A 26,967-nucleotide genomic window follows, 5' to 3' on the forward strand; every position below is an offset into this window, starting at 1 on the left:
CGGTATTACTGAATCTCGTCCGGCTTGACGATCACCCAGTTTTTATCCGCGGTCACCGGCAACCCTTCCTTGGCCTGGGCCGCCGCGTGCTTGGCCATCATGCCGTTGAGCTGGGTCATGTATTTGTCTTTGCGGTTGATCCACAAGTGGATGCCGCCCTTGGCCACGTCCACATCGTGGAACAGCATGTAGCCGTCACTGGTCGGTGTGTCGCCACCGACGATCACCGGTTTTTTCCACTCGTCGATATAGGTCAGGATCGCCGCATGCTTGCCGGCCATCCAGGTCGCAGGCGTCCACAGGTACGGGGTGAGTTCCAGGCCGAGGTTGGCCTTCTCGTCATACTTGCCAGCGGCAATCTGTTTGCGTGCGGTGGTCAACTCGCCAGTCTTGCGGTCTTTGAGCAAGGTGCTCACGCCAATGACGTTCTCGGGTTTGACGTTGTAGCCGTACTTCGGATCGGCAGCGACCATGCGCACCAATTCCTCGGATGCGGCCGTCATTACGTAGACCTCAATGCCGTTTTCCATCAGCTTGTTGAACAATTCAGCCTGGCCGGTGAAGACTTTCGGCGGCTGCACTTCCATGTTCTTGACCACGTCACCGTCGTAATAGGTGACCGGCACCGGCTTGCCCGACGCCATCATTTCGTCGACGTAACCTTTAAGCTCCTTGAGGGTGAAGCCGGAGAAAATCTGCGCGACCCACGGGTAGCAAACCATGTCGTCGACTTCGCAAAGGCGGTAGTAGTAGCTGAACAGGCTTTCCTTGTGGTCGGCGGTGTCTTTGAACGGGATCAGCTTCAGGGAAGGGTCCATGGTGTCGCGGGTGATCAGGCCCTTGTTTTCCAGGTACGGCAGCAACGACTCTTCAAGGTCGTAGCGGTAACTGGTGTTGTCCATGTCGAATACCGCGAAGTTGCCCTTGTTGGCATTGGCGGCAATCATCGTGTCCAGTTGCTTGGCGGCAGCCGCTGGCCAGTGTTTCAACTCGGTGGCGGCAAAGACCTGGCTCGCAAGGCCCAGGCACAGCGCGGCGGCAAACAGTTTCGGCGCGAGCTTCATGTGCGTTTTCTCCCTGAGTGAAAGACATCGACGCTAACAAATCCGTGTGACAGTTATCGCCCGAGCGCGACCGCTTTCGTCGTGATCGCGCCAACACCATACGCCTGGGCGTCATCGCCTTATTCCAAAAACGACAGTGACCATTCCATAAAGGTATTAAATCAATAAATTTCAAGCTGTTAGCATTTCCGGTTCGCAATCGCAGGCTCACGCGATTGGCTGCCTTCTCAACGGAGCTTCAATGAATCTGCCCCTGATTCTCAACTTACTGGTGTTCGTGGCCCTGTTGCTGGGCCTGGCACAAACCCGCCGAACCCACTGGAGCCTCGCCAAGAAGGTCTTGTTTGCGTTGGTACTCGGCGTGATCTTCGGTGTGGTGCTGCACGCGATCTACGGTGCCGGCAACCCGGTGCTCAAGGCCTCGATCGGCTGGTTCGACCTGGTCGGCAACGGTTACGTGCAGTTGCTGCAAATGATCGTGATACCCCTGGTGTTCGCCTCGATCCTCAGCGCCGTAGCCCGCCTGCATAACGCCTCGTCCCTGGGCAAGATCAGCTTCCTGACCATCGGCACGCTGCTGTTCACCACGGCGATTGCGGCGCTGATCGGTATCGGCCTGACCAACCTGTTCGGCCTCACCGCCGAAGGCCTGGTGGCCGGCACCCAGGAAATGGCGCGCCTGCAAGTGATCCAGAGTGATTACGCAGGCAAGGTCGCCGACCTGAATATCCCGCAACTGCTGCTGTCGTTCATCCCGCAGAACCCGTTCGCCGACCTGGCCCGGGCCAAGCCGACGTCGATTATCAGCGTAGTGATCTTCGCCGCGTTCCTGGGGGTTGCCGCACTGCAGCTGCTCAAGGATGACGTGGACAAGGGCCAGAAAGTCCTCAACGCCATCGACACCCTGCAAGCCTGGGTGATGCGCCTGGTGCGCCTGGTGATGAAGCTGACCCCGTACGGTGTATTGGCACTGATGACCAAAGTGGTCGCCGGCTCCAACCTGCAGGACATCATCAAGCTCGGCAGTTTTGTGGTGGTGTCGTACCTGGCCCTGGGCCTGATGTTTGTGGTGCATGGCCTGCTGCTGTCGCTGGCCGGGATCAACCCGCTGCGGTTCTTCCGCAAGGTCTGGCCGGTGCTGACGTTTGCCTTCACCAGCCGCTCCAGCGCGGCGAGTATCCCGCTGAGCATTGAAGCGCAGACCCGTCGTTTGGGGATTCCGCAGTCCATCGCAGGTTTTGCCGCCTCGTTTGGCGCGACAATTGGCCAGAACGGTTGCGCGGGGCTCTACCCGGCGATGCTGGCGGTGATGGTTGCGCCGACCGTGGGCATCAACCCGCTGGACCCGCTGTGGATCGCGACCCTGGTGGCGATTGTGACCTTGAGTTCGGCCGGTGTGGCAGGCGTGGGCGGCGGTGCGACGTTTGCCGCGCTGATCGTGCTGCCGGCGATGGGCTTGCCGGTGTCACTGGTCGCGTTGCTGATTTCGGTGGAGCCGCTGATCGACATGGGCCGTACGGCGTTGAACGTGAACGGTTCGATGACGGCGGGGGCGATTACCAGCCAGATCATGCAGCAGACGGATAAAGAGTTGTTGAATGCCGATGAGCATGCGGAACTGGCGCAGGCCTGACAGACCGCTATCGCCGGCAAGCCGGCTCCTACATTTGGACCGTGTTCTTTAAAACAACCCGGTTAACTGTAGGAGCCGGCTTGCCGGCGATGCTTTTAGGCTTTTTCCCAAACCTCAAAGTGATACGCCGGCTTGTCACCCTCAGCCGCATTCTCGAGATTCGACACCAGCTTCCACTGGCTCAAATCAAACTCGGGAAACCACGCATCGCCTTCCGGGCTCAACGCCACCCGCGTCAAATACAGGCGATCCGCCTGTTCCAGCCCCTGCGCATACAACTGCGCGCCGCCGATCAGCATCAGCTCGTCCGCACCCTGCGCCTTGGCCCATTCCTCAGCCCGCTGCACTGCCGCGTCCAGGGACGGAAAAACTTCCGCACCTTCCAGCGCCAAGTCGGTCTGACGGCTGACCACAATGTTCAACCGGCCCGGCAACGGTCGACCCAGGGAATCCCAGGTCTTGCGCCCCATGATGATCGGCTTGCCCAAGGTGGTGGCCTTGAAATACTTGAAATCCCCCGGCAAGTGCCAGGGCATGCTGTTGTCGACGCCGATTACACGGTTTTCACCGAGGGCTGCAATCAGGCTTAAAGGGAGAGTTTTTTTCATGGCGACGAGAATACCAGAGGCGCGCACGGCATACCCCAACCGGCGTCCCAGCGGTTATGCTCCAGGCTCACTGGCTCAACAGGACGACGCGTGACTGCTCTGAATCCCCTGCACACACTTTGGCTGACCGAAACCGTGCGCCTGCGCGAGGAACACGCGGGCGCCCTGGAAGACCAGGAAGCCAATCGCCAGGCCCGCAGCACCGGCGGCGACTTGCCCACGCGCATTCAAAACCGTGCGCTGTGGCTGGCCGAGCGCGACGGGCTGACGGCCGCCCTGGCCCGCTGGCTGCAAGGCGCGCGCCTGGCGCTGATCCTGTTGGCGGTAGTCGCCATTATCAGCGGCGCCGGCCTGGCGTTTGCCGCGCTGGGCAACGGGCTGGTGCCAGTCAATGTGTTCTGGGCCTTGGGCAGCCTGCTGGGCTTGAACCTGATTCTGTTGTTGAGCTGGTCCCTGGGCCTGCTGTTTGCCGGTGAACACGGCGCCAGTCTCGGTCGCCTGTGGCTGTGGCTCAGTGAAAAACTCGCCCGCGACGCCAAGGCCGCGCAACTGGCGCCCGCCCTGCTGCTGTTGCTGCAACGGCGCAAACTCAATCGCTGGGCTGTGGGTGTGCTGGTCAACAGCCTGTGGCTGCTGGCCCTGCTCAGTGCCATGGTGATCCTGCTGACGCTGTTGGCCACTCGGCGCTACGGCTTCGTCTGGGAAACCACTATTTTGCAGGCCGACACCTTTGTCGCCGTCACCCAAACCCTCGGCGCCCTGCCCGCCTTACTGGGCTTCAACGTGCCCACTGTCGAGATGATCCGCGCCAGCGGCGATGCCGCCCTGAATATCGAAAGCGCCCGCCAGGCCTGGGCCGCCTGGCTGGTGGGCGTGCTGCTGGTGTACGGCATCCTGCCGCGGCTGGTCCTTGCACTGCTGTGCCTGTGGCGCTGGAAACGCGGGCGCGCCGCCTTGAGCCTCGACCTCAACCTGCCCGGCTACAGCCAACTGCGTGAACGGCTGATGCCCAGCAGCGAACGGCTTGGGGTCAACGATGCGGCGCCCGAACAGTTGCACCACGTGACCGGCGGCGTCAGTGAACTGCAAAGCGACGGCGCCCTGCTGGTGGCCATCGAACTCGACGACCAACGCCCGTGGCCGCCGAAGCTTGCGGCCAGCGTCAAGGACGCCGGCATCCTCGACAGCCGTGAATCGCGCAACAAGCTGCTGGAGCAACTTAGCCGCTTCCCGCCCGCACGCCTGGCCATCGCCTGCGACCCGCGCCGCTCGCCGGATCGCGGCAGCCTCGCGCTGATCGCCGAACTGGCCCGCAGCGCCACGGCCACCCGCGTCTGGCTGCTGCAAGCACCGCCCGGCGAAGCCCTGGACGCAGAACGCCTGGGTGATTGGCACACGGCCTTGCAACAGTTGGAGATCCCGTTCGCCGATTGCGCGCCGCTCACTTGGCTGGAGACCGGTCATGACTAAGCCCCTGAAACTCGCCGTGGTCGGCCACACCAACGTCGGCAAGACCTCGCTGCTGCGTACCCTCACGCGAGACGTCGGCTTTGGTGAAGTCTCCCATCGGCCGAGCACTACGCGGCATGTCGAAGGGGCGCGCTTGTCGGTAGACGGCGAAGCCTTGCTGGAGCTGTACGACACGCCCGGCCTCGAAGACGCCATCGCCCTGCTCGACTACCTCGAACGCCTGGATCGCCCCGGCGAACGCCTAGACGGCCCGGCACGGCTCGCGCGTTTTCTGGAAGGCAGTGAAGCCAGACAGCGTTTTGAACAGGAAGCCAAGGTGCTGCGCCAACTGCTGGCCTCGGATGCTGGCCTCTACGTAATTGACGCCCGGGAACCGGTGCTGGCCAAGTACCGCGACGAGCTGCAAGTACTGGCCAGTTGCGGCAAACCGTTGCTGCCGGTGCTCAATTTTGTCAGCAGCGCCGACCACCGCGAGCCGGACTGGCGCGAAGCCCTGGCCCGCCTCGGCCTGCACGCACTGGTGCGTTTCGACAGTGTGGCGCCGCCGGAAGACGGCGAACGCCGCCTGTATGAAAGCCTCGCCCTGCTGCTGGAAAATTCCCGTGGGCAACTGGAGCGGCTGATCCTCGACCAAGAAGCCCAGCGCCAGGCTCGCCAGCAAAGTGCTGCACGCTTGATCGCAGAATTGCTGATCGACTGCGCCGCTTGCCGGCGCAGTGTAGTCAGCGAAGCCGACGTGGAACAACACGCCATCAGCGAACTGCGCAAAGCCGTGCGCCAGCGCGAACAAAAGTGTGTGGAGGCCCTGCTTAAACTGTTCGGCTTCCGCCCGCAAGACGCCGCCGCCAGCGATTTGCCGCTGTTGGACGGGCGTTGGGGCGACGACCTGTTCAACCCCGAAACCCTCAAGCAACTGGGCGTGCGGGTCGGCGGCGGCATCGCGGCCGGCGCGGCAGCCGGTGCAGGTGTGGACCTACTGGTGGGCGGCCTCACCCTCGGCGCCGCCGCCCTCGCTGGCGCTATCGCCGGTGGCGCCCTGCAAACGGCTCGCAGCTATGGCAGCCGCCTGCTGGGCAAGATCAAGGGCCAGCGCGAACTCACCGTCGACGACAGCGTGCTGCGCCTGTTGGCCCTGCGCCAGCGGCAACTGCTCAAGGCCCTGAACTTGCGCGGGCATGCGGCGATCCACAGCATCAAGGTCGACACGCCCCAGGACAAGACCTGGCGCGAAGGCAAGCTGCCCGAAGCGTTGAACAAGGCGCGCGCCCATCCGCAATGGTCGTCCCTCAACCCGCATCCCAAACTCAGCCAGGCCGAGCGCCAGGAACAGATCGAAGCCCTGGCCCAGCGCCTGGACGAGACCTAAACCGCCAACAGTTGCCGGGCCTTGGACTTCAGCACTGCAAGGTCCAGCACCGGCACGTGCATTTCCTTGGCCTGTTCGTCCCAGTGGCGCATCCGCAGGCTGACGGCGCACAACGGGTCCTGCTCAAACGCCCGGGCTTCCTCGGCGGTCATCACGCCGCCCTGGTAACCCAGGGTGCGGCGGCTGGCTTCGCTCAACCGCGCGTAGTAGTCCGGCTGGCTGAAGGTCAGGTAACGCTTGGCCTGCACGTGGTATTCCACCAGCTTGGCCATGCGCTCGCTGAAGCCCGCCCTGCGCAGAAATTCGGCGCCCAGCCGTTCATGGCTGACCACGCCGTAACCGCCCATGTTCTCGCCACCTTGGCCGCAGATATGCCCGATATCGTGGAAGAACGCTGCCAACACCACTTCATCATCGAAGCCTTCGGCCATGGCCAACTGCGCGGCCTGGGACATGTGCTCGATCTGTGACACCGGCTCACCGATGTAATCGGCGGTGCCGTGTTGTTCGTATAAGCCAAAGACTTCGGCGATTGCCTGTTCGGCGTTCATCACGCATTCCCCCATAGCTCTGTGATATTGCGCTCGGCCATCGCCGGCCCGACGCTCATGCCCACACCGGTGTGCATCAATGCCGCACTCACCCCCGGTGCCGCCCGCAGGAATGAAAACGGCCCCGGCCCACGGGAACCATAGACACCTTGCCAGCGTTCCACGACCTGGATCCTGCAACCCAAGGTGTGTTCGGCCAGCTCGATCATCCAGTTGTCCACCTGTTCGGCATTGAACGGTGATGGATCGCTGCCGTAATGGTGGGAATCGCCGATGATCAGTTCACCGTAAGGCGTCGGGCTGATCAGCAGATGGATGCCGTTGTCATGCAAGTGCGGCACGTCCCGCAGGATTTCGGCCTGCACCGGCGCGGCTTCCGGCAAGTCAGCGAAGGCACCGTAGTGCACGCAACTAAGACCGGTCAGCAGGGCGTGTTGCAGGTTCAACGCCACCGCAGGCCGGGCGCGCAGCATTTGCAGGCGACAGATTTGCGGGTTGAGTTCGCCGATCTGCTCGGCGAGCAGCGTCTGGTAGTCGTGGCCGGAACAAACAATGATCTGCTCGCCACGAAAGGAACCGGCGGTGGTGTGCACCTGGCCGGGCTCGATGTCGCGCACCAAGGTGGAGAAGTGAAACTCCACATCGAGTTCGCGACTCAGGTAGTCGATCAGCGCCGGAATGGCTTCGCGGGAATACGGTTGTTGATCGTCCAGCCCGTGAAGCGCGGCGCGGTGGTGGGCGAACTGGCCGCCGTACAGGCCATGAAGGGCGGCGCCTTGGAGCAATTCAACGCGATAACCGTGCGCCTTGGCGCGACCGGCACAGAAGGCCTCAAGCAGGTGCTCTTCGGCTTCGGTGCGGGCGAACAGGTAGGAGCCGTTGCGCTTGAGCTGGATGCCGGCGAGCTGTGCCCACTGGCCCCAGATTTCGCGGCTTTCACGGGCCAGGTCGAGCATCGGCCCGGGCGGCTGGCCGGTGACCAGTGCCTGGCCAAAGTTGCGCACGGAGGCGCCCAGCGGTGTGGCGCTGCGTTCGAAGACCTTGACCTTGAGGCCGCGCTTGGCGGCCGCGTAGGCATGGGACAGGCCGAGGATGCCGGCGCCGATGATCAGTAGCTGTGTCATGAAGTGATGTCCTGAATTCGAGACCGCTATCGCAGGCAAGCCAGCTCCCACATTGGAAGTTATTCACAATCCAGAAATGTGGGAGCCGGGCTTGCCCGCGATGAGGCCATCAGCCCAAACGAAATGCTTACTGAGCGGCAACCTTCTCCGACTTGCCGTCATAGCGCTTGCGCCATTCGGTCAGGATGCTGTCGCGGTTTTTCGAGGCCCAGGCGAAGTCGTTCTTGATCAACCGCTGCTCGTAATCCGCCGGCAATTCGGTCTGCGGCTTGGCAATACCCGGCTGGGCCAGTACCGCGAAGTTGTCCTTGTACAGCTCCATCGCCGCCGGGCTTGCGGAGAAGTCCGCGAGTTTCTGCGCCGCGTCCGCGTGGGCAGTGCCCTTGATCACAGCGGTAGCTTCGATGTCCCAGCCCAGGCCTTCTTTGGGCAGGATGATGTCCAGCGGTGCGCCCTGGCGCTTCAACTGCACGGCCGGGTATTCGAAGGAAATGCCAATCGGGAATTCACCCGACGCCGCCAGCTTGCAGGGCTTGGAGCCGGAGTGAACGTACTGGCCGATGTTCTGGTGCAGGTCGTCCATGTACTGCCAGCCCTGCTTCTCGCCGAAGGTCTGCAGCCAGGCGCTGACGTCGAGGAAGCCGGTGCCGGACGAGGCTGGGTTGGGCATCACGATCTTGCCCTTGTACTCAGGCTTGGTCAGGTCCTGCCAGCTCACCGGCTTGCTCAGGCCCTGCTTTTCGGCTTCGACGGTGTTGAAACAGATGGTTGCGGCCCATACGTCCATGCCGACCCAGGCCGGAGGGTTGGCGGCGTCGCGGTAGTTCGCGCCGATCTTGCCCAAGTCTGCCGGGGCGTAGTTTTGCAGCATGCCTTGCTGGTCGAGGATCGCCAGGCTGGAAGCCGCCAGGCCCCAAACCACGTCAGCCTGCGGGCGGGATTTTTCCGCCAGCAGCTTGGCAGTGATGATGCCGGTGGAGTCGCGCACCCATTTGATTTCGATGTCCGGGTTAACCTTTTCGAAGGCCTGTTTGTAGGTCTTCAATTGCTCCGCTTCGAGGGCCGTGTACACGGTCAACTCGGTCTTGGCGGCAAAGGCATTCAGGCTGAACGCAGTGAGCACAGCAGCGGCTAACGCCAGGGGCTTGAACATGGTGCAGTTCCTTTATGAGTGAATTATCGGCCGGGCGCGGTTTGGCGCCAGGCCTGGGAGCGACGCAACACGCCGCGTGAGGCCCACGCCAGCAGCAAGGACACGCCCGCCGAGGTGAACAGAATCAGGGTCGACATGGCCGCCGCACCGCCAACGTTGCCGGCGTCGTCCATGTTCAGTACGGCGACGGCGGCGAGGATGGTGTCGGGGCTGTAGAGGAAGATCGCGGCGGAAACGGTGGTCATCGCCGACACGAACAGGTAGCGCACGATGTCCAGCAACGCCGGCAGGCAGATCGGCACGGTGACCCGCAGGTAATGGCGGTACAGCGGCGCCTTAAGCGACAGCGCGGCGGCTTCGAATTCCGCGTCCAACTGGCGCAGGGCCGTGGTGGCGGTCATTTGGGCGGTGGTCAAATAGTGAGCAATGGTGCATACCACCAGCAACGTCATGGTGCCGTAGAGCACGTGCAGCGGGTTGCCGTTGAGGTTGAAAAAGAACACGTAGCCCAGGCCCAACACCAACCCCGGCACCGCCATCGGCACGAAACTGAGCATGCGCAGCGCCAGGTTCAGGCCCTTCTGGCCCTTGGTTTTCTCCATCAGGTAGGCGCCGCTGAAGATCAACACGCTACCGATCAACGCGGTGCACAGGGCCATGGTGATGCTGTTGCGATAGGCCAGCCAACCGCCGCCGGCCATGTCTTCGAACTGGTAGTGGGCCAGCGACAGCGACAGGTTGTAGGGCCAGAATTTTACCAGCGATGAGTAGACCGCCATGCCGAACACCAGCAGCAAGCTCGCGCAGATCAGCAGGACGATGGCCAGGTAGCAGCCATCCCGCAGCTTCGACGGCGCCGGCTGGAACACCTGGGCGCGACCGCTCATGGAGTCGCCATGGCGACGGCGCAACCAGGCGTCGACCCCGAAACTGAACAGTGCCGGCAGCAGCAGGACCATGCCGATCAAGGCACCGCGACCAAATTGCTGCTGGCCGACCACGGCCTTGTAGGCTTCCAGCGCCAGCACCTGGTAGTCACCACCCACGACGACGGGCACACCGAAGTCGGTGATGGTCAGGGTGAACACCAGGCAAAACGCGGCAAACACGGCCTGGCGCGTCGCCGGCCAGGTGATGCTGCGAAACGCCCGCGCCGGGCTGGCGCCCATGCTCGATGCGGCATCGAACAGTCGTGCATCCGCCAGGGAAAGCGCTGACAGCAGAATCATCAAGGCATGGGGAAAGGTGTAGATCACTTCACCGAGGACAATGCCCCAGAAGCCATAGATGTTGTCCGATAGCAGCCCGCGCAACAGGCCCTGGTTACCGAACAGGTAGACCAGTGCAATCCCGGGCAGCATCGATGGCGCCATCAATGGCAGTAGCGACATGCCGCGCCAGATCGCCTTGCCCTGTATCAAGGTGCGTTGCAAGGCGTAGGCAAACAGGTAAGCCAGCGGTACGACGATGGCCGCCACGCTGAGGGAAACCTTCAGGCTGTTACCGAGCAACCAATGGAAATTGTCGCTGGTGACCAGTTCCCGCGCTGCCACCAGGCCGCCGCCCTGCCCGGCTTCACTGCTGAAGCCGCGCCAGAAGATCGCCAGCAGCGGCATCAATACCGCGATGCCCAGCAGGCACAGCCAAAGCAGCTTGCCGCCGACGACAAAAATACGGTCGCCGCGTTCGGCACGGGAAACCTGACGAGCCACGTTATCGGGTATCGGCAGCGTCATATCGCGGGCCATCTCAGGCAAACACCTGCAGGCTGCGCGGGGGCAGCGCGACCCAGATGTCCTGGGCGCCTAGGCGCGGCATGGCTTCCGGGGCCAGCTCGGCGAGCAGTGGGTGGCCGGGCAGTTGGTCCAGTTCGAAGCTCATGCGGCAGCGGTTGCCGAGAAAGGTGATCTCGCGAACTTTGGCCGGGAACAGGTTTTCTTCATGCACCGGCGGGTTGACGCTGATGGCTTCCGGACGGCAGAACAAGCGGCCCGACGTCGCAACGCCGGCGTTTTCCGCCAGGCGCAGGTTCATGCCGCCGACCTGGGCGTGGCTCGCGCTGTTGCGGCTGAATGGCAGCCAGTTGCCCTGGCCGACAAACTCGGCCACGAACGGCGTGGCCGGGCGGTCGTAGATTTCCTGGGGCGTGGCGTACTGCTCGACCTTGCCGTTGTTCATCACCGCGATGCGGTCGGCCATCAGCATGGCCTCGTCCTGGTTGTGGGTGACCATCAGGGTGGTGATGCCCAAGCGGCGCTGCAGTTGGCGCAGCTCGGTGCACAGGTGCTCGCGCACCCGGGCGTCGAGGGCCGACATGGGTTCGTCCAGCAGCAACAAGGACGGCGCCGGCGCCAGGGCGCGGGCCAGGGCTACACGCTGTTGCTGGCCTCCGGAGAGTTGACCGGGGTATTTTTTTCGCTGCCCACCAGGCCCACCAGTTCGAGCATCTGCCCGACGCGCTTGCGCACTTCCTCGCGGCCGCTGCCAGTGAGGCCGTAGCCGATGTTCGCTTCGACGGTGAGGTTGGGGAACAGCGCGTAGGACTGGAACAGAATGCCGTAGTCCCGGGCCTGCGGTGGCAGCAGGGAAACGTCGCGATCGCCGAGGTACAACTCGCCACTGTCCTGGCGCTCCAGGCCGGCGATGCAGCGCAGCAAGGTGGTCTTGCCGCAGCCCGACGGGCCCAGCAGGCACACCAGCTCGCCGGCGGCGACGTCCAGGGACACGTTATCCAGTGCGGTGAAGGCGCCGAAGCGTTTCTGCACACCGCGCACCTTCATTGGCGCGCCGGGGTTGGTCAGGGCTGTGTTCATGGAGGCACCTCATCAAACTGATGAAGGTCATCCTAGGGAGGCAATGCGTCCCTCGTGTGGCAGAAAGGCAAAACGTGGCGATAGTGGTATTGGTGGATTTGGGTAGGGATTGAGGAAGGTTTTACCTGGGCCGGCGCCATCGCGGGCAAGCCCGGCTCCCACAGTTGATCGAGTTGGGCCAGAGAAATGCATTCCAACTGTGGGAGCTGGCTTGCCTGTGATGGCACCTTCAGATCGGCGACATTTCCTGCGCCAACCCCAGGAAAGCCGCCGGCAATCGTGCGCCCTTTCGCTCTTTAAGGCAGTACAAATACTCGGGAATCTGCGGCGCATTCTCGATGGTCAGCACGCGCAACTGCGGGTCATGGGGCACTTCCTGGCGGGCAATGATGCTGATGCCGATATTGCGCAGCACCGCCTCACGGATCGATTCCCGGCTGCCGATCTCCAGCAGCGGCCCGTAGCTCACGCCGGCGCCCTGCAACATCTCTTCGGTCAGCCGTCGGGTGGTGGAGCCCGGCTCGCGCATCAGCAAGGTATGCCCGGCCAGCGCGGTCAGCGGTACGTGGTCGAGCACCGCCAGCGGATGATTGCGATGCACCGCCAGCACCAGCGGGTCCATGCCCAGTACCCGGCGAATCAGCCGTGGGTCTTCAAGCAACTGCGATGAGGCCGCGACATCAACGCGGTATTCATCCAGCGCTTCCAGCACCTGCAGGGAGTTGCCGATCTCGACCGAAACCTCAACCTGCGGCAGCCGCTCGCGGAAGGCTTTAACCAGATCGAGGATGTAATACGGCGCCGTCGCGGCAATCCTCAGCGCACCTTGTACCTGGCCACTGTTGCGCAGGAAAAACTCGATATCGCTTTCCTGCTGCAACAATGCCTTGACCATCGGCAACAGCCGCGCGCCTTCGTCGCTGACAGTCAGGCGACGCCCGCCACGGTAGAACAACTCTACCGAGTACTGGCTTTCCAGGTGCCGAATCTGGGTGGTCACCGTGGGCTGGCTCAGGCCGAGCTTTTTCGCCGCCTGGGTAATGCTGCCCAGGCGGGCGACCATGTAAAACGCCTTCAGCTCGGCACTCAGCACACCACCCTCTCATCGACTATTTGCGCAACAGGCGCAGACCATTGAACACCACCAGCAGGCTCACGCCCATGTCGGCGAACACCGCCATCCACATGGTGGCCATTCCGAGGAAGGTCACCGCCAGGAAGATCGCCTTGATCACCAGGGCCAGCGCGATGTTTTGCTTGAGGATACTCGACGTTTGCCGCGACAGCCGAATGAATGCCGGAATCTTGCGCAGGTCGTCATCCATCAAGGCCACGTCGGCGGTCTCGATGGCGGTGTCGGTACCGGCGGCGGCCATGGCAAACCCGATCTCGGAACGGGCCAGCGCCGGGGCGTCGTTGATGCCGTCGCCGACCATGCCGACCCGGTAGCCCTTGGCGTACAGCGCTTCGATGGCTTGCAGCTTGTCAGTGGGCAGCAGGTCGCCCTGGGCCTGGTCGATGCCGACCTGATCGGCGATTGCCTTGGCGGTGTGGGTGTTGTCGCCGGTGAGCATCAGGGTCTTGATGCCCAGGTCATGCAACTGCTGGATGGCTTCGCGGCTGGTGTCTTTGACCGTGTCGGCCACGGCGAACAGCGCCAGCGGGCCGGACTTGTCCAGCAGCAGGACCACGGACTTGCCTTGTTTTTCCAGGGCGAAGAGTTTTTCTTCAAGGGCCGGCGAGCACAGGTTCAGGTCTTCCACCAGGCGGTGGTTGCCCAAGTAGTAGGTTTCGCCGTTGATTTCGCCCTTCACACCGCGGCCGGTCAGGGCTTCGAAGTTATCCACAGGGTGAACGGTGAGGTTTTTATCCACAGCGGCGTTGGCGATAGCCAAAGACACCGGGTGGTCAGAGCGGCCGGCGAGGCTTGCAGCCAGCGCGGGCGCGCTGTCTTCCAGGTTCGGGAACAACGCCAGGTAATCGGTTTGCACCGGTTTACCGTGGGTGATGGTGCCGGTCTTGTCGAGGGCCAGGTAGTCGAGCTTGTAACCGCCCTCCAGGTACACGCCGCCCTTGATCAGGATGCCTTTGCGTGCCGCGGCAGCCAGGCCACTGACGATGGTCACCGGGGTGGAAATCACCAGCGCACACGGGCAGGCGACGACCAGCAATACCAGCGCGCGGTAGATCCATTCAAACCAGGCGCCGGCCATGAACAGTGGCGGAATCAGCGCCACACCCAAGGCGAAGATGAACACCGCCGGGGTGTAGACCTTGGCAAAGGTGTCGACAAACCGCTGGGTTGGGGCGCGGGCGCCTTGGGCCTGTTCCACGGCGTGGATGATCCGCGCCAGGGTCGAGTTGTTGGCGGCGGCGGTGACTTTGTATTCCAGGGAGCCGGCCTGGTTGATGGTGCCGGCGAAGACCTTGTCGCCCACGGTCTTTTCAATCGGCAGGCTTTCTCCGGTGATCGGCGCCTGGTCGAGGGTGGACTGGCCCGAGGTGACTTCACCGTCCAGGCCAATGCGCTCGCCGGGACGAACCCGCACGATGGCGCCCAGTTCGATAACTTTAACCTCCTGTTCAACCCAACTGCCGTCAGCCTGACGGACCGTGGCCTGCTCCGGGGTCATCTGCATCAAGCCGCTGATGGCGTTGCGAGCGCGGTCAAGGGACTTGGCTTCGATCAGTTCGGCCACGGTAAACAGGAACATCACCATTGCGGCTTCTGGCCACTGGCCGATCAGGATCGCGCCGGTCACGGCGATGCTCATCAGGGCGTTGATGTTCAGGTTGAGGTTTTTCAGGGCGATCCAGCCCTTTTTGTAAGTGGTAAGGCCGCCGCTGAAGATCGAGATCAGCGCGACCAGGGCAATCACCCAGGTCGGCGCGGCGTTGGTGAAGTGCAGCACTTCGGCACCCAAGGCGCCGACGCCGGACACGGCCAGCGGCCACCAGTGTTTCTTGGCAGGCGGCTCGGCCGGGGCTACGCCTTCCTCAATGGGATCAGCCTGCATGCCGAGGGATTTGATGGCGTCGACGATCGGCGCGGTGCTCGGCAAGTCATGCGTGACGCCGAGGATGCGGTTGATCAGGTTGAATTCCAGTTGCTGCACGCCGGCGAGCTTGCCCAGTTTGTTCTGGATCAGCGTCTGCTCGGTGGGGCAGTCCATGGCTTCGATGCGGAAGGTGCTCAACCGCGAGCCCGCCGTCGGGGCTTCGGTCAGCTTCACCAAGGCAGGCGCGGCCTTGCTGGAACAGCAGGAATCGCCATGGCTGCCATGGTCGTGCTTGTGCACAGGTTTGAGCTTGGGGCCGTGATCGTGCGCGTGGTCATGATCATGGTCGTGCTTGTGCGGGGTATGGATGGAATCGCTCATTGTGTCGCGTCCGTAAAGGTGCCTGTTGCCAAGTAAAGACCCTGTAGCCACTATAGGGTCAAGCACCCTTTTGGAGATTGCTGCGATGAAGATCGGCGAATTGGCAAAATTGACGGATTGCCAGGTGGAAACCATCCGTTACTACGAGAAGGAAGGCTTGCTGCCGCCGCCTGCGCGCAGTGACGGTAATTACCGGCTGTACACCCAGGCGCACACCGAACGGCTGGTGTTTATCCGCAACTGCCGCAGTTTGGACATGACCCTTGAGGAGATTCGCAGCCTGTTGGGCCTGCGGGACAGCCCGCAGGACCAGTGCGAAAGCGTGAATGCGTTGATCGACGAGCATATCCACCACGTGAAAGCGCGGATCGACGGGTTGCTGGCGTTACAGGAACAGTTGCTCGACCTGCGCCAACGCTGTGGCGGCGGGCCGGATCTGGATCAGTGCGGGATTTTGCAGCGGCTGGAGGTCAGCGGGAGTGTCGCGGCCAGCGAGGCTGAACCCTCGCATGTGGGCAGAAGCCATGGCCATTGAGAAGTGTGGCGCTTGAGCGGGCGCCATCGCGGGCAAGCCCGCTCCCACAGGGGAATGCATCTTAACTTTGGGAGCTGGCTTGCCTGCGATGCAGGCACTGCGCTGCCCGCTCCCACAGGGGAATGCATCTTAACTGTGGGAGCTGGCTTGCCTGCGATGCAGACACTGCGGTCTCAGATCGCTACGTCAGCCTTGATGCTCGGGTCGGCGTCATAGCCCACGATTTCAAAGTCTTCGAATGTGTAATCGTAGATCGACTCGGGCTTACGCTTGATCACCAGTTCCGGCAGCTTCTTCGGCGTGCGCGCCAGCTGGGTCTGGATCTGTTCCATATGGTTGCTGTAGGCGTGGGTGTCGCCCGTGGTCACGATGATTTCGTGGGGGATCAGGTCGCATTGCTGGGCCAGCATATGGGTCAGCAGCGCCAGGGCCGCGGTGTTGTAAGGCAGGCCGAGGAATACATCGGAGCTGCGGATGTACAACTGCATCGACAGGTGACCGTCGTGCACGAAAGCCTGGTACAGCAGGTGGCACGGCGGCAGCGCCTGCTTGCCGTCGCGGGCGTTCTGCTGCGGGCTTTTGGTCTCGTCCGGCAGGTACTCGACATTCCAGCCATGGAACAGGATGCGGCGGCTGTTGGGGTTGGTCTTCAACGTCTCGACCATGTAGTCGATCTGGTTGATCTTGCCGCCGTCCTTGGTCGGCCAGGCCGTCCACTGCTCGCCGTAGACCGGACCCAGGTCGCCGTCTTCGGTGGCCCACTCGTCCCAGATCTTTACCCCGTTTTCATTCAGCCACTTGATGTTGGTGTTGCCGCTCAACATCCAGATCAATTCGTTGGCGATGCTTTTGAAGTGAAGCTTCTTGGTGGTCAGCAGCGGAAAGCCGTCGGCCAAGCTATGCCGAAACTGACGGGCAAACACGGCCCTGGTGCCGGTGCCGGTGCGATCGCCCTTGGTCAGTCCATTGGTCACGACATCGTTCAGTAGTTCGAGATATTGCTTCATGTGTATACCTGTATCGTTGAAGCCGGGACCCTCGGGCCCCGGCGTTCGAATTTAAAGCGCGGTGTTCTTGATGCCTTGCGGGCGATTGTAAGCCCACCACAGCAGGCCCAGGCCGGCGATGATCATCGGCAGGCTGAGAATCTGACCCATGGTCACCCAGCCCCACGCCAGGTAGCCCAGTTGCGCATCCGGCACCCGCACGAACTCGACGATAAAGCGGAAGATCCCGTAGAACAACGCGAACATGCCCGACACCGCCATGGTTGGGCGTGGCTTGCGCGAGAAGATATAGAGGATCAGGAACAGCGCCACGCCTTCCAGGGCGAACTGGTAGAGCTGCGAAGGGTGGCGCGGCAATTGCGTCGGGTCGCTGAACGGCGGGAACACCATAGCCCACGGCACGTCGCTCGGCTTGCCCCACAATTCGGCGTTGATAAAGTTACCGATGCGCCCGGCACCCAGGCCAATCGGCACAAACGGTGCGACAAAGTCCATCAGTTGGAAGAACGACTTGCCGTTACGCCGGCCAAACCACCAGGCAGCGATCATCACGCCCACAAACCCGCCGTGGAACGCCATGCCGCCCTTCCACACCTCGAAGATCAGCGTCGGGTTGGCAATGTAGGCTGGCAGGTCGTAGAACAGCACATACCCCAGGCGTCCGCCGACGATGACTCCCATCGACATCCAGAACACCATGTCGGAGAGTTTCTCCTTGGTCCAGGTCGGGTCGAAACGGTTCAGGCGCCGGGAAGCCAGAAACCAGGCACCGCCGATGCCGATCAGGTACATCAACCCGTACCAGTGGATTTGCAGCGGACCGATGGCCACGGCCACCGGGTTGATCTGCGGGTAAGGCAGCATTGCGACTCCTCGTTAAATCAATAGTCATGGCGCATCGGACCATGCCGGTGCGCGATTAAGCCTGCGTTACAGCAAAAAATTCAGCCCTACGCAAAACAGCAGCCCGGCGAACAGCCGCTTGAGCAAGCGCGGCGACAACCGGTGCGCCAGTCGCGCGCCGAAACGGGCCGCCACCATACTGGTCAGGGCAATGCCCAGCAGTGCCGGCAAATACACAAAACCGAGACTATGATCGGGCAGCAGCGGATCATGCCAGCCCAAAATCATGAAACTTAGCGCACTCGCCAGGGCGATTGGCAAGCCACAGGCCGACGAAGTGGCCACCGCCTGCTGCATCGGCACGCTGCGCCAGGTCAGGAACGGCACGGTCAACGAACCGCCGCCGGTGCCGAAAATTGCCGAAGACCAGCCAATCACACTGCCCGCCAGGGTCAGGCCGAATTTGCCCGGTACCTGGCGGCTGGCCTTGGGCTTGAGCTCCAGGGTCATCTGCAGGGCGATCACCAGGGCAAACACACCGATGATCTTCTGCAAATGCGGCCCGGAAATCGCTTCGGCGGTCAGTGCACCGACGCCCGCGCCCATCAGGATGCCCACGGCCATCCACACAAAGATCGGCCAGCGCACCGCGCCTCGCCGGTGATGCTCGCGCACCGCATTAACCGACGTGAAAATAATAGACGCCAGGGACGTGCCGACAGCGAGGTGGGTCAGCACCGAGGGATCAAAGCCCTGCAAGGTAAAACTGAACACCAGCACCGGCACAATAATGATCCCGCCGCCCACGCCAAACAGCCCGGCGAGCATGCCCGCACAGGAACCCAGCAGTAAATACAGCAGAAATTCCATGGGAGCCCTCGAAAACAGACCGGCATGTTAACGGATGCAAAGCACAGGGTTCTATGGGTAGAGTGGGCAAAAACACAAAGGGATCGCCTTATGTGCCTGATTGTTTTCGCCTGGCGGCCGGGCCATGCCCAGCCGCTGATCCTCGCGGCCAACCGCGATGAGTTTTATGCACGGCCCAGTCTGCCGTTGGCCCAGTGGCTGGATGTGCCCCATGTTTACGCAGGAAGGGACCAGGAAGCGGGTGGGACCTGGCTGGGCGTCGGCGCGGATGGGCGCTTTGCGGCGCTGACCAATATTCGTGACCCGCACCAGCCGCCGGCACGCAAGTCGCGGGGCGAGTTGGTGGCGCGCTTTCTCAGTGGTTCGTTGCCGATTGACGACTATTTGGCCGACGTTAACGGCAGGTCAATTGAATATGCCGGGTTTAACCTGCTGGTGGGTACGCGGGATGAGCTGTGGCATTACAACGCCAATGAGTCGGCACCGACGCGACTGGAAGCCGGGGTTTACGGGTTATCCAATGCGGGGTTGGATACGCCGTGGCCAAAATTGCTGAAGGCCAGGGCGGCGCTCGAGCAAGTGCTGGAAAACCCCCAACCTGACGCCTTGCTGCGGATTTTGAGCGACCCGCAGACCGCGCCGTTTGCCGACCTGCCGGATACCGGCGTGGGCTTGGCGACAGAGAGTCTGTTGTCGAGCGTGTTTATTGCCAGCCCCAGCTACGGGACGCGGGCCAGCACGGCGCTGATTGTGAATGCCGACGGCACACGGCATATCGTGGAGCGCAGTTTTGGGCCCCATGGCGGCAGGCTGGGCGAGGTGGAACTGAAGGTCTAATTACTCACGTAGCAGCTGTCGAGCCTTGGCGAGGCTGCGTCCGCGGTGTGTCAGGCACACCGCTAACGCAGCCTCGCCAAGGCTCGACAGCTGCTACGTACGCATCACCCCTCTATAAGGTTTTTGCAGACGCCGGGTTGATCATCCGCGCCAACCCAAGGTTCTTCAGCGCCAATTGCAGCGAGCTGTGGATAACTTGCGGGTTGTCGATGGTCATCAACTCCGCCAGCAGTTCCTTGGCCCGGCTCAGGTTGATCTGGCGCAGCATCCATTTCACTTTTGGCAAGTTGGTGGCGTTCATCGACAGGCTGTCAAAGCCCATCGCCATCAACAGCACTGCCGCCGCCGGGTCACCGGCCATCTCGCCGCAGATACTCACTTGCTTGCCTTCGGCATGGGCGTCGCGCACCACGTTCTGCAAGGCTTGCAGCACCGCCGGGTGCAGGTAGTCGTAGAGGTCGGCCACCCGCGGGTTGTTGCGGTCCACGGCCAGCAGGTACTGGGTCAGGTCGTTGGAGCCCACCGACAGGAAGTCCACCTGCCGCGCCAGCTCTTTGGCCTGGTACACCGCCGCCGGAATCTCGATCATCACGCCAATCGGCGGCATCGGCACGTCGGCGCCTTCATCGCGCACTTCGCCCCAGGCCCGGTGGATCAGGTGCAGGGCTTCTTCCAGCTCGTGGGTGCCGGAGATCATCGGCAGCAGGATGCGCAGGTTGTTCAGGCCTTCGCTGGCCTTGAGCATGGCGCGGGTCTGGACGAGGAAGATTTCAGGGTGGTCGAGGGTCACGCGAATACCGCGCCAGCCAAGGAAGGGGTTGTCTTCCTTGATCGGGAAATACGACAGTGACTTATCGCCGCCAATGTCCAGGCTGCGCATGGTCACTGGTAACGGATGGAAGGCGGACAGTTGCTCGCGATAAATCGCCAGCTGCTCCTTCTCACTCGGAAAACGCTGGTTGATCATGAACGGCACTTCGGTGCGGTACAGCCCTACACCTTCGGCGCCGCGCTGTTGCGCACGCGCCACGTCCGCCAGCAGGCCGGTGTTCACCAACAGCGGCACGCGATGGCCGTCGAGGGTCACGCACGGCAGTTCGCGCAGGGCGTCGAGGCCCTGGGATAGCTGGCGTTCTTCTTCCACCACTTCGGCGTATTGCTTGCGCAGCAATTCGCTGGGGTTGGTGTAGACCTCGCCGTGGTAGCCGTCGACGATCATTTCGATGCCGTCGACCTTGGAATACGGCAGGTCCACCAGGCCCATCACCGTCGGGATGCCCATGGCCCGGGCCAGGATCGCGACGTGGGAGTTGCCCGAGCCCAATACCGAGACCAGGCCCACCAGTTTGCCTTCCGGCACTTCGCCAAGCATGGTGGCGGTCAGTTCTTCACTGATCAGGATGGTGTTGTCGGGGTACACCAGCGTGGTCGAGCGCTCTTCCTGCAGGTAGGCCAGCAGACGGCGACCGAGGTCTTTGACGTCCGAGGCGCGTTCGCGCAGGTAGGCGTCGTCCATCAATTCAAAGCGGTTGACGTGATCGGTGACCACTTGGCGCAGGGCGCCCTGGGCCCACTGGCCGGTCTTGATCACGTCTTTGACTTCGCTGCCCAGGGACGCGTCGTCGAGCATCATCAGGTACACGTCGAACAACGCCCGCTCTTCAGGCCGCAGCTGGGTGGCCAGCTTGGTCGACAGGGTGCGCATGTCATTGCGCACGCCCTCGAGGGCGGTCTTGAACAGGATGATTTCAGCGTCGATGTCGGTGACGGTCTTGTCCGGCACCACGTCCAGGTCGGCGGGCGGCAGCATGACCACGGCGGTACCGACGGCAGCCCCTGGCGAGCCCGGCACACCGACGAACTTGGCTTCCTGGATGCCCTTGCCCTGACGCCCCAGGCCGCGAATCGAGCCCGTGGCCTCGGCGTGGGCGATAACCCCGGCGAGCTGCGCGCTCATGGTCACAAGGAAGGCTTCTTCACCTTCGTCGAACTGGCGGCGTTCTTTTTGCTGGATGACCAACACGCCGACAACGCGGCGGTGGTGAATGATCGGTGCACCGAGGAACGAGGCATAGCGCTCTTCGCCGGTTTCGGCAAAGTAGCGATAACGCGGGTGATCGGCCGCGTTTTCGAGGTTCAGGGGTTCTTCACGCGTCCCCACCAGGCCCACCAGACCTTCATTGGGCGCCATGCTGACCTTGCCGATAGAGCGCTTGTTCAGGCCCTCGGTGGCCATCAGGACAAAACGGTTGGTCTCGGGGTCCAGCAGGTAAACCGAGCAGACCTGGCTGCCCATGGCTTCCCTGACGCGCAACACAATAATCCCCAACGCCGCCTTGAGATCCTTGGCGGAGTTAACTTCCTGGACGATCTTGCGCAGCGTATTGAGCATGGCTCGGGGTCGAACTCCGTCGTCAGTCGCGCGCTAAAAGGCGCGGGGCAAGCTCTTTAAGAGCGCGACGATAAACCTCGCGCTTGAATGTCACCACCTGGCCCAACGGATACCAATAACTGACCCAGCGCCAGCCATCGAACTCCGGTTTACCGGTCAAATCCATCCGCACCCGCTGCTCGTTGGAGATCAGGCGCAGGAGAAACCATTTCTGTTTCTGGCCGATGCACAGCGGTTGGCTGTGGGTACGCACCAGACGTTGCGGCAAACGATAGCGCAACCAGCCTCGGGTACAGGCCAGAATTTGCACATCTTCACGTTCCAGGCCTACTTCTTCGTTCAACTCACGGTACAAGGCGTCTTCAGGGGTTTCGTCGGGGTTGATTCCGCCTTGAGGAAACTGCCAGGCATCTTGGTTGATACGGCGAGCCCATAGCACCTGTCCGGCATCATTCGTAAGAATAATCCCGACATTAGGACGGAAACCATCGGGGTCGATCACGGCAACAACCTCGCAAACGCATGTCACCGCATTGTTCCACAAAGATTGATACAGCGGCAACGAGGCTGCTTACCTTATGTGCACTCTTGTGAAAAGACCGTATTCTGGACGCCTTTTTACAGACTTTTCAGCGAGTAACTGCAATGCGCCTGGCTTTATTCGACTTGGACAACACGCTTTTGGGGGGTGACAGCGATCACGCCTGGGGCGATTACCTCTGTGAACGCGGGATTCTCGACGCGGTGGCCTACAAGGCCCGCAACGATGAGTTTTACCAGGATTACCTGGCCGGCAAGCTGGATAACGCCGAATACCTGAACTTCTGCCTGGAAATCCTCGGCCGCACCGAGATGGCCCAGCTGGATGAATGGCACCGCGACTACATGCGCGACTGCATTGAGCCAATCATGCTGCCCCAGGCGGTTGAGCTGCTGGCCAGGCACCGTGCGGCGGGTGACAAGTTGGTCATCATTACCGCGACCAACCGCTTTGTGACCGCGCCAATTGCCGAGCGGCTGGGGGTTGAAACCCTGATTGCCACCGAATGCGAGATGCAAGGTGGCCGTTACACCGGGCGCAGTACGGATATCCCGTGCTTTCGCGAGGGCAAGGTGACGCGCTTGAATCGTTGGCTGGAAGAGACCGGGTATAGCCTGGAGGACAGCTACTTCTATAGCGACTCGATGAATGACCTGCCGTTGCTGGAGCAGGTAGCGCATGCAGTGGCGGTGGATCCGGATCCGAATCTGCGGGCTGAGGCAGAGAAGCGTGGCTGGCCGGTGATTAGCCTGCGCGGCTGATGACGCCATCGCAGGCAAGCCAGCTCCCACACTTGAATGTATTCACACATTTTGATTTGTGAACACAGCCCAATGTGGGAGCCGGGCTTGCCCGCGATGAAGGCAACTCGGTCTCAAGCCTTAAACCGGTTTGGCACCCATCAACCCGGCAATCGCCACAAACCCCACCAGGCTCACCACCGCCAGCGCCAGGGTAAAGTTCGCACTCCCCGTCCCGCCCAACCGTAGCCGGTTAAGCCGCACCACCAGCCAGAACCAGCACAGCGCCGCCACGGTGTAGATCACGCTGGAGCCCAGGATCCAGGTTTGCCCCAGCGGCCAGCCGATCAAGTGCACCAGCCACCAGCCGGTGAACGGCATGCTCACCACGCAAATCCCCATCAACAACCACACAAACACCCACGGGCGCTGCACGGTATAGGCCGGCCCCGCGCTGCGTTTGCGCCAGGCCAGCACCGCCAACGCGATGCCGCTGAGTAGCAGCAACACCGTGGCCGCGATGTGGATCACTTTAAGGGTGGTCAGCGTTTCCATGTTCTCGATTCCTTGAAGGCCACCCAGTCAGCGTAGTCGCTCAACCGAGGAACAGCTGGTAGGCCGGGTTATCACTTTCATCCCAGTACGGGTAGCCAATGGCCTGCAGCGCCGCCGGCACCAGGTGACGCTCGTCCGCCGGCACTTGCAGGCCCGCCACCACGCGCCCGTCGGCGGCGCCGTGGTTGCGATAGTGGAACATCGAGATGTTCCAGCGCCCGCCCAATTTGTTGAGGAAGTTGAACAGCGCCCCCGGACGTTCCGGGAACTCGAAACGGAACACCACTTCGTCGCTGACGTGCGCCGCGTGCCCACCCACCATATGGCGGATGTGCAGCTTGGCCAGTTCGTTTTCCGTCAGGTCCAGCACCGGAAAACCCTGGCTGGTGAGGCTGGCAATCAGTGCGCTGCGCGGGTCGTTTTCCGGGTGGGTCTGCACGCCGACAAAAATGTGCGCCTCGCGGCCGGAGTGGTAGCGGTAGTTAAATTCGGTGATCTGGCGCTTGCCCACGGCTTCGCAGAAGGCCTTGAAGCTGCCCGGCTTCTCGGGAATGGTCACCGCGATGATGGCTTCGCGGCCTTCACCCAGCTCGGCGCGCTCGGCCACATGGCGCAGGCGGTCAAAGTTGACGTTGGCCCCGGAATCAATCGCCACCAGGGTTTGCCCGGTGATGCCACGGGTCTCGACGTACTTCTTGATCCCGGCCACGCCCAAGGCGCCAGCAGGTTCTGTGATGGAGCGGGTGTCGTCGTAGATGTCCTTGATCGCCGCGCAGATTTCATCGGTGCTGACGGTGATCACTTCATCCACGTAGTCCTTGCAGATGTCGAAGGTGTGCTGGCCGATCTGCGCCACCGCTACGCCATCGGCGAAGAGGCCCACGGTCGGCAATACCACGCGCTCGCCCGCCGCCATGGCGGCTTGCAGGCAGTTGGAGTCGTCTGGCTCGACGCCAATGATCTTGATCTCGGGCCGCAGGTACTTCACGTACGCCGCGATACCAGCGATCAGGCCACCACCGCCCACCGGGACGAAAATCGCGTCCAGCGGCCCCGGGTGCTGGCGCAGAATTTCCATCGCCACGGTGCCCTGCCCGGCAATGGTGTGCGGATCATCGTAGGGGTGAATATAGACGTAGCCTTTTTCGTCGACCAGCTTCAGCGAATACGCCAACGCCTCCGGGAACGAATCCCCGTGCAGCACCACTTTGCCGCCCCGGGAGCGCACGCCTTCGACCTTGATCTCGGGCGTGGTCTTGGGCATCACGATGGTGGCCTTGACCCCCAGCACCTTGGCCGCCAGGGCCAGGCCCTGGGCGTGGTTGCCCGCCGAGGCGGTGACCACGCCGCGCGCACGCTCTTCAGCGGTGAGCTGGGTCAGCTTGTTGTAGGCGCCGCGAATCTTGAACGAGAACACCGGCTGCAAGTCTTCGCGCTTGAGCCAGACCTTGTTGCCGAGGCGCTCGGAGAGCTGGCGGGCGGTCTGCAGCGGGGTTTCTACGGCAACGTCGTAAACGCGCGAGGTGAGGATCTTTTTGACGTACTGTTCAAGCATCGGAAAGCATCACTGAGCGGGTTGGGCAGGGCCAAGGAGTCTAACCCAGCGTTTGGCCGGGCGACCACACGAAAACCGAGGTTTTGTTGGGTTATACTCGCGCCCCTCTTTACTCCCCGCCCGTTCCGGAGCCCGCATGACCCAGGATCAACTCAAACAGGCAGTGGCCCAGGCCGCCGTCGATTTAATCCTTCCCAAGCTCGACGACAAAAGCATCGTCGGTGTTGGCACCGGCTCCACCGCCAATTGCTTTATCGATGCGCTGGCCCTGCACAAGGGCGCGTTCGACGGCGCGGTCGCCAGTTCCGAAGCCACTGCTGCACGGCTAAAAGGCCACGGCATTCCGGTGTACGAGCTGAACACCGTCAGCGACCTGGAGTTCTATGTCGACGGCGCCGATGAAAGCGACGCGCACCTGAACCTGATCAAGGGCGGCGGCGCAGCCCTGACCCGCGAGAAAATCGTCGCGGCCGTGGCCAAGACCTTCATCTGCATCGCCGACGCCAGCAAACTGGTGCCGGTACTCGGTGCTTTCCCGCTGCCGGTGGAAGTGATCCCGATGGCCCGCAGCCACGTGGCCCGCGAGCTGGTGAAACTGGGCGGCGACCCGGTGTATCGCGAAGGTGTGTTGACCGATAACGGCAACATCATCATCGACGTGTTCAACATGCAGATCACCAACCCGGTGGAGCTGGAGCGTCAGATCAACGCCATCGTCGGCGTAGTCACCAACGGCCTGTTCGCCGCCCGCCCGGCTGACGTACTGCTGCTGGGCACCCCGGAAGGCGTGAAAACCCTCAAGGCATAAAAGCACCACAGATCCAGTGTGGGAGCTGGCTTGCCTGCGATGGCATCGCCCCGGAACTACTGAAAGACCGCGTCGCCTGCATCGCAGGCAAGCCAGCGCCCACATTCGATCCTCGCCATGGCTGGGATCGGGTTCATTTCTTGAACACATAGAACAAGTTCGGCTCACTGACCAGGTACAACGTGCCGTCGTTGTCCATGGCGATCCCTTCGGCCTGAGGCACCCGCTGCTTCAGGCCATGGCGGCCCTTGAGCAAAGACAAACTGCTCAAGGGGCGACCGTCGATGTCCAGCTCCAGCACCAGGAATGACTCATCCGACAGCGCCAGCAAATGGCCGCTGCGCTCATCGTATTGCAGGCTCGACAGGTCGCGCACAAACAGCCCGGCATCGCGCTTGGGGTTGTTGATCACGTGCACCGAATAGGTTTTCTCCGGCTTGAAGTGGGGAAAGCCATGCACCTCGTAGATCAGCATCGGGTCGCGCTCCTTGGCCACAAACAGGCGCTTGCCCACCGAGTCATAGGCCAGGCCTTCGAACCCCTTGTTGCCGCCCAGGTGCACACCGAGGGTCATTTGCTCGGCATCCGCCGCGTCCAGGAACCGGGTGTCGTCATCCACATGGACCTTGATCAGCCGTTGCTGCCCCTCATCGCTGATGACGTAGGTGTTGTCGCTGATGTATTCAACCGCCTCGGCATCGCCAAAGCCCACCAGCGCGATGCGCCGCAGGATCTTGCCGTCCAGGGACAGTTCCACCAGTTCGGCATTCTTGTTGGTCACGGTAAACAGACTGTTGCGCACCGGATCAAAGGTCAGGGCCGAGACATCATTGTTGAGGCCATCGATCACCTGCGCTTCCAGCGCCACCCGGTAATCCCCCAGGCCAATCGAGCGCTCATCGGCAGGATGGCGCCACGACTGCCAGTTGAACCAGGCACGCTCGAACAGACGAAATTGCTGGGCAACCACGCCGCACGCCACCAGGGCGATCAGGATCAGGATGAAAAAAGCAGGTTTGGGGTGGGCAAGTCGACGCATCGGGGCGGGGCTCAGGTAAAAACTGGCGAATGAATATCACGGTCGCCTGAATTTAAACTTAAACGCCCCGGGTGTCTGGCGGA

The 26,967-nt window shown here is 62.2% G+C and carries 23 protein-coding genes and 1 pseudogene; 7 read left to right on the forward strand and 17 right to left on the reverse strand.

What is annotated here, in order from left to right; all coding sequences use genetic code 11:
• Positions 1–5: 5 nt before the first annotated feature.
• Entirely contained in the window at positions 6–1,064 is a 1,059-nt protein-coding gene (locus RGV33_RS30705) for a haloacid dehalogenase-like hydrolase (RefSeq protein ID WP_322148157.1), read from the reverse strand.
• Between the two features lie 241 nt (positions 1,065–1,305).
• Between RGV33_RS30705 and RGV33_RS30710 the strand changes: the two genes are divergently transcribed.
• The gene (locus RGV33_RS30710) at positions 1,306–2,697 is read left to right on the forward strand and encodes an L-cystine transporter (RefSeq protein WP_322148158.1); all 1,392 of its coding nucleotides are present in this window, start codon (positions 1,306–1,308) and stop codon (positions 2,695–2,697) included.
• Positions 2,698–2,792: 95 nt separating this feature from the next.
• Here RGV33_RS30710 and RGV33_RS30715 read toward each other — a convergent pair whose 3' ends face one another.
• Positions 2,793–3,305: a dihydrofolate reductase gene (locus RGV33_RS30715; RefSeq protein WP_322148159.1), complete on the reverse strand. Its 513-nt coding sequence runs from the start codon at positions 3,303–3,305 to the stop codon at positions 2,793–2,795.
• A gap of 90 nt (positions 3,306–3,395) precedes the next feature.
• Here RGV33_RS30715 and RGV33_RS30720 point away from each other — a divergent pair, with 90 nt between their 5' ends.
• Both RGV33_RS30720 and RGV33_RS30725 read left to right on the forward strand, forming a co-directional pair.
• Positions 3,396–4,775, forward strand: a complete 1,380-nt coding sequence (locus tag RGV33_RS30720) for a DUF2868 domain-containing protein (protein WP_322148160.1) — start codon at positions 3,396–3,398, stop codon at positions 4,773–4,775.
• Positions 4,768–6,141 carry a DUF3482 domain-containing protein gene (locus RGV33_RS30725; RefSeq protein WP_322148161.1) on the forward strand — a complete coding sequence of 458 codons (1,374 nt, stop codon included), beginning with the start codon at positions 4,768–4,770 and terminating at the stop codon, positions 6,139–6,141. Before RGV33_RS30720 ends, RGV33_RS30725 begins: the two co-directional genes overlap by 8 nt.
• Here the strand turns inward: RGV33_RS30725 and RGV33_RS30730 are convergent.
• The 7 genes and pseudogenes from RGV33_RS30730 to RGV33_RS30760 form a co-directional block, all read right to left on the reverse strand.
• On the reverse strand, positions 6,138–6,692 hold the full coding sequence (locus tag RGV33_RS30730) for a phosphonate degradation HD-domain oxygenase (protein ID WP_322148162.1): 555 nt from the start codon (positions 6,690–6,692) through the stop codon (positions 6,138–6,140). The genes RGV33_RS30725 and RGV33_RS30730 overlap by 4 nt on opposite strands.
• Complete coding sequence (locus RGV33_RS30735; protein ID WP_322148163.1) at positions 6,692–7,816, reverse strand: TIGR03364 family FAD-dependent oxidoreductase; 1,125 nt, start codon at positions 7,814–7,816, stop codon at positions 6,692–6,694. The genes RGV33_RS30730 and RGV33_RS30735 overlap by 1 nt, the downstream gene beginning before the upstream one ends.
• A gap of 127 nt (positions 7,817–7,943) precedes the next feature.
• Positions 7,944–8,969: a putative 2-aminoethylphosphonate ABC transporter substrate-binding protein gene (locus RGV33_RS30740; RefSeq protein ID WP_322148165.1), complete on the reverse strand. Its 1,026-nt coding sequence runs from the start codon at positions 8,967–8,969 to the stop codon at positions 7,944–7,946.
• Between the two features lie 23 nt (positions 8,970–8,992).
• Positions 8,993–10,717, reverse strand: a complete 1,725-nt coding sequence (locus RGV33_RS30745; protein ID WP_322148166.1) for a putative 2-aminoethylphosphonate ABC transporter permease subunit — start codon at positions 10,715–10,717, stop codon at positions 8,993–8,995.
• 1 nt (position 10,718) lies between these two features.
• A pseudogene (locus RGV33_RS30750) lies at positions 10,719–11,782 on the reverse strand (putative 2-aminoethylphosphonate ABC transporter ATP-binding protein).
• Between the two features lie 229 nt (positions 11,783–12,011).
• Positions 12,012–12,875 (reverse strand): LysR family transcriptional regulator, encoded by an 864-nt coding sequence (locus RGV33_RS30755; RefSeq protein ID WP_322148168.1) that lies wholly within the window; start codon positions 12,873–12,875, stop codon positions 12,012–12,014.
• A 16-nt stretch (positions 12,876–12,891) separates the two neighbouring features.
• Entirely contained in the window at positions 12,892–15,162 is a 2,271-nt protein-coding gene (locus RGV33_RS30760; RefSeq protein WP_322148169.1) for a heavy metal translocating P-type ATPase, read from the reverse strand.
• Positions 15,163–15,247: 85 nt separating this feature from the next.
• Here RGV33_RS30760 and cadR point away from each other — a divergent pair, with 85 nt between their 5' ends.
• A complete protein-coding gene (gene cadR / locus RGV33_RS30765; protein WP_017476559.1) occupies positions 15,248–15,697 on the forward strand; it encodes a Cd(II)/Pb(II)-responsive transcriptional regulator in 450 nt (149 codons plus the stop codon).
• A gap of 173 nt (positions 15,698–15,870) precedes the next feature.
• On the opposite strand, the gene RGV33_RS30770 is transcribed toward cadR, so the two are convergent.
• The 3 genes from RGV33_RS30770 to RGV33_RS30780 form a co-directional block, all read right to left on the reverse strand.
• The gene (locus RGV33_RS30770; protein WP_322148171.1) at positions 15,871–16,704 is read right to left on the reverse strand and encodes a thymidylate synthase; all 834 of its coding nucleotides are present in this window, start codon (positions 16,702–16,704) and stop codon (positions 15,871–15,873) included.
• A 51-nt stretch (positions 16,705–16,755) separates the two neighbouring features.
• Positions 16,756–17,568: a prolipoprotein diacylglyceryl transferase gene (lgt, locus tag RGV33_RS30775; protein ID WP_322148172.1), complete on the reverse strand. Its 813-nt coding sequence runs from the start codon at positions 17,566–17,568 to the stop codon at positions 16,756–16,758.
• A 66-nt stretch (positions 17,569–17,634) separates the two neighbouring features.
• Positions 17,635–18,417 carry a sulfite exporter TauE/SafE family protein gene (locus RGV33_RS30780; RefSeq protein WP_322148174.1) on the reverse strand — a complete coding sequence of 261 codons (783 nt, stop codon included), beginning with the start codon at positions 18,415–18,417 and terminating at the stop codon, positions 17,635–17,637.
• Between the two features lie 90 nt (positions 18,418–18,507).
• Between RGV33_RS30780 and RGV33_RS30785 the strand changes: the two genes are divergently transcribed.
• Positions 18,508–19,254 carry an NRDE family protein gene (locus RGV33_RS30785; protein ID WP_322148176.1) on the forward strand — a complete coding sequence of 249 codons (747 nt, stop codon included), beginning with the start codon at positions 18,508–18,510 and terminating at the stop codon, positions 19,252–19,254.
• Between the two features lie 112 nt (positions 19,255–19,366).
• Here RGV33_RS30785 and ptsP read toward each other — a convergent pair whose 3' ends face one another.
• Both ptsP and RGV33_RS30795 read right to left on the reverse strand, forming a co-directional pair.
• On the reverse strand, positions 19,367–21,646 hold the full coding sequence (ptsP, locus tag RGV33_RS30790) for a phosphoenolpyruvate--protein phosphotransferase (RefSeq protein ID WP_322148178.1): 2,280 nt from the start codon (positions 21,644–21,646) through the stop codon (positions 19,367–19,369).
• 22 nt (positions 21,647–21,668) lie between these two features.
• The gene (locus RGV33_RS30795; RefSeq protein WP_003176750.1) at positions 21,669–22,148 is read right to left on the reverse strand and encodes an RNA pyrophosphohydrolase; all 480 of its coding nucleotides are present in this window, start codon (positions 22,146–22,148) and stop codon (positions 21,669–21,671) included.
• Between the two features lie 143 nt (positions 22,149–22,291).
• Between RGV33_RS30795 and RGV33_RS30800 the strand changes: the two genes are divergently transcribed.
• Positions 22,292–22,948, forward strand: a complete 657-nt coding sequence (locus RGV33_RS30800; RefSeq protein WP_322148188.1) for an HAD family hydrolase — start codon at positions 22,292–22,294, stop codon at positions 22,946–22,948.
• A 120-nt stretch (positions 22,949–23,068) separates the two neighbouring features.
• Here the strand turns inward: RGV33_RS30800 and RGV33_RS30805 are convergent, their stop codons facing one another.
• Both RGV33_RS30805 and ilvA read right to left on the reverse strand, forming a co-directional pair.
• Positions 23,069–23,482, reverse strand: coding sequence for a DUF2269 family protein (locus tag RGV33_RS30805; protein ID WP_322148189.1), 414 nt, complete (start codon positions 23,480–23,482; stop codon positions 23,069–23,071).
• A 40-nt stretch (positions 23,483–23,522) separates the two neighbouring features.
• Positions 23,523–25,037, reverse strand: a complete 1,515-nt coding sequence (gene ilvA, locus RGV33_RS30810; RefSeq protein ID WP_322148191.1) for a threonine ammonia-lyase, biosynthetic — start codon at positions 25,035–25,037, stop codon at positions 23,523–23,525.
• A 136-nt stretch (positions 25,038–25,173) separates the two neighbouring features.
• On the opposite strand from ilvA, the gene rpiA reads away from it, so the two are divergent.
• The gene (rpiA, locus tag RGV33_RS30815; RefSeq protein WP_008438935.1) at positions 25,174–25,845 is read left to right on the forward strand and encodes a ribose-5-phosphate isomerase RpiA; all 672 of its coding nucleotides are present in this window, start codon (positions 25,174–25,176) and stop codon (positions 25,843–25,845) included.
• A 133-nt stretch (positions 25,846–25,978) separates the two neighbouring features.
• Here the strand turns inward: rpiA and RGV33_RS30820 are convergent, their stop codons facing one another.
• A complete protein-coding gene (locus tag RGV33_RS30820) occupies positions 25,979–26,884 on the reverse strand; it encodes an SdiA-regulated domain-containing protein (protein WP_322148193.1) in 906 nt (301 codons plus the stop codon).
• Positions 26,885–26,967 lie beyond the last annotated feature (83 nt).

Origin of the sequence: Pseudomonas sp. Bout1, from assembly GCF_034314165.1 — a bacterium.
GTDB lineage: Bacteria > Pseudomonadota > Gammaproteobacteria > Pseudomonadales > Pseudomonadaceae > Aquipseudomonas.

What these genes read in the sequence shown, in the direction of transcription:
- RGV33_RS30715 (WP_322148159.1), bottom strand. Translation starts at nt 3,305, where the DNA reads ATGAAAAAAACTCTCCCTTTAAGCCTGATTGCAGCCCTCGGTGAAAAC.
- RGV33_RS30805 (WP_322148189.1), bottom strand. Translation starts at nt 23,482, where the DNA reads ATGGAAACGCTGACCACCCTTAAAGTGATCCACATCGCGGCCACGGTG.
- RGV33_RS30820 (WP_322148193.1), bottom strand. Translation starts at nt 26,884, where the DNA reads ATGCGTCGACTTGCCCACCCCAAACCTGCTTTTTTCATCCTGATCCTG.
- RGV33_RS30740 (WP_322148165.1), bottom strand. Translation starts at nt 8,969, where the DNA reads ATGTTCAAGCCCCTGGCGTTAGCCGCTGCTGTGCTCACTGCGTTCAGC.
- cadR (WP_017476559.1), top strand. Translation starts at nt 15,248, where the DNA reads ATGAAGATCGGCGAATTGGCAAAATTGACGGATTGCCAGGTGGAAACC.
- RGV33_RS30705 (WP_322148157.1), bottom strand. Translation starts at nt 1,064, where the DNA reads ATGAAGCTCGCGCCGAAACTGTTTGCCGCCGCGCTGTGCCTGGGCCTT.
- RGV33_RS30760 (WP_322148169.1), bottom strand. Translation starts at nt 15,162, where the DNA reads ATGAGCGATTCCATCCATACCCCGCACAAGCACGACCATGATCATGAC.
- RGV33_RS30770 (WP_322148171.1), bottom strand. Translation starts at nt 16,704, where the DNA reads ATGAAGCAATATCTCGAACTACTGAACGATGTCGTGACCAATGGACTG.
- RGV33_RS30710 (WP_322148158.1), top strand. Translation starts at nt 1,306, where the DNA reads ATGAATCTGCCCCTGATTCTCAACTTACTGGTGTTCGTGGCCCTGTTG.
- RGV33_RS30785 (WP_322148176.1), top strand. Translation starts at nt 18,508, where the DNA reads ATGTGCCTGATTGTTTTCGCCTGGCGGCCGGGCCATGCCCAGCCGCTG.
- lgt (WP_322148172.1), bottom strand. Translation starts at nt 17,568, where the DNA reads ATGCTGCCTTACCCGCAGATCAACCCGGTGGCCGTGGCCATCGGTCCG.
- RGV33_RS30730 (WP_322148162.1), bottom strand. Translation starts at nt 6,692, where the DNA reads ATGAACGCCGAACAGGCAATCGCCGAAGTCTTTGGCTTATACGAACAA.
- RGV33_RS30735 (WP_322148163.1), bottom strand. Translation starts at nt 7,816, where the DNA reads ATGACACAGCTACTGATCATCGGCGCCGGCATCCTCGGCCTGTCCCAT.
- ilvA (WP_322148191.1), bottom strand. Translation starts at nt 25,037, where the DNA reads ATGCTTGAACAGTACGTCAAAAAGATCCTCACCTCGCGCGTTTACGAC.
- RGV33_RS30800 (WP_322148188.1), top strand. Translation starts at nt 22,292, where the DNA reads ATGCGCCTGGCTTTATTCGACTTGGACAACACGCTTTTGGGGGGTGAC.
- rpiA (WP_008438935.1), top strand. Translation starts at nt 25,174, where the DNA reads ATGACCCAGGATCAACTCAAACAGGCAGTGGCCCAGGCCGCCGTCGAT.
- RGV33_RS30725 (WP_322148161.1), top strand. Translation starts at nt 4,768, where the DNA reads ATGACTAAGCCCCTGAAACTCGCCGTGGTCGGCCACACCAACGTCGGC.
- RGV33_RS30780 (WP_322148174.1), bottom strand. Translation starts at nt 18,417, where the DNA reads ATGGAATTTCTGCTGTATTTACTGCTGGGTTCCTGTGCGGGCATGCTC.
- ptsP (WP_322148178.1), bottom strand. Translation starts at nt 21,646, where the DNA reads ATGCTCAATACGCTGCGCAAGATCGTCCAGGAAGTTAACTCCGCCAAG.
- RGV33_RS30745 (WP_322148166.1), bottom strand. Translation starts at nt 10,717, where the DNA reads ATGGCCCGCGATATGACGCTGCCGATACCCGATAACGTGGCTCGTCAG.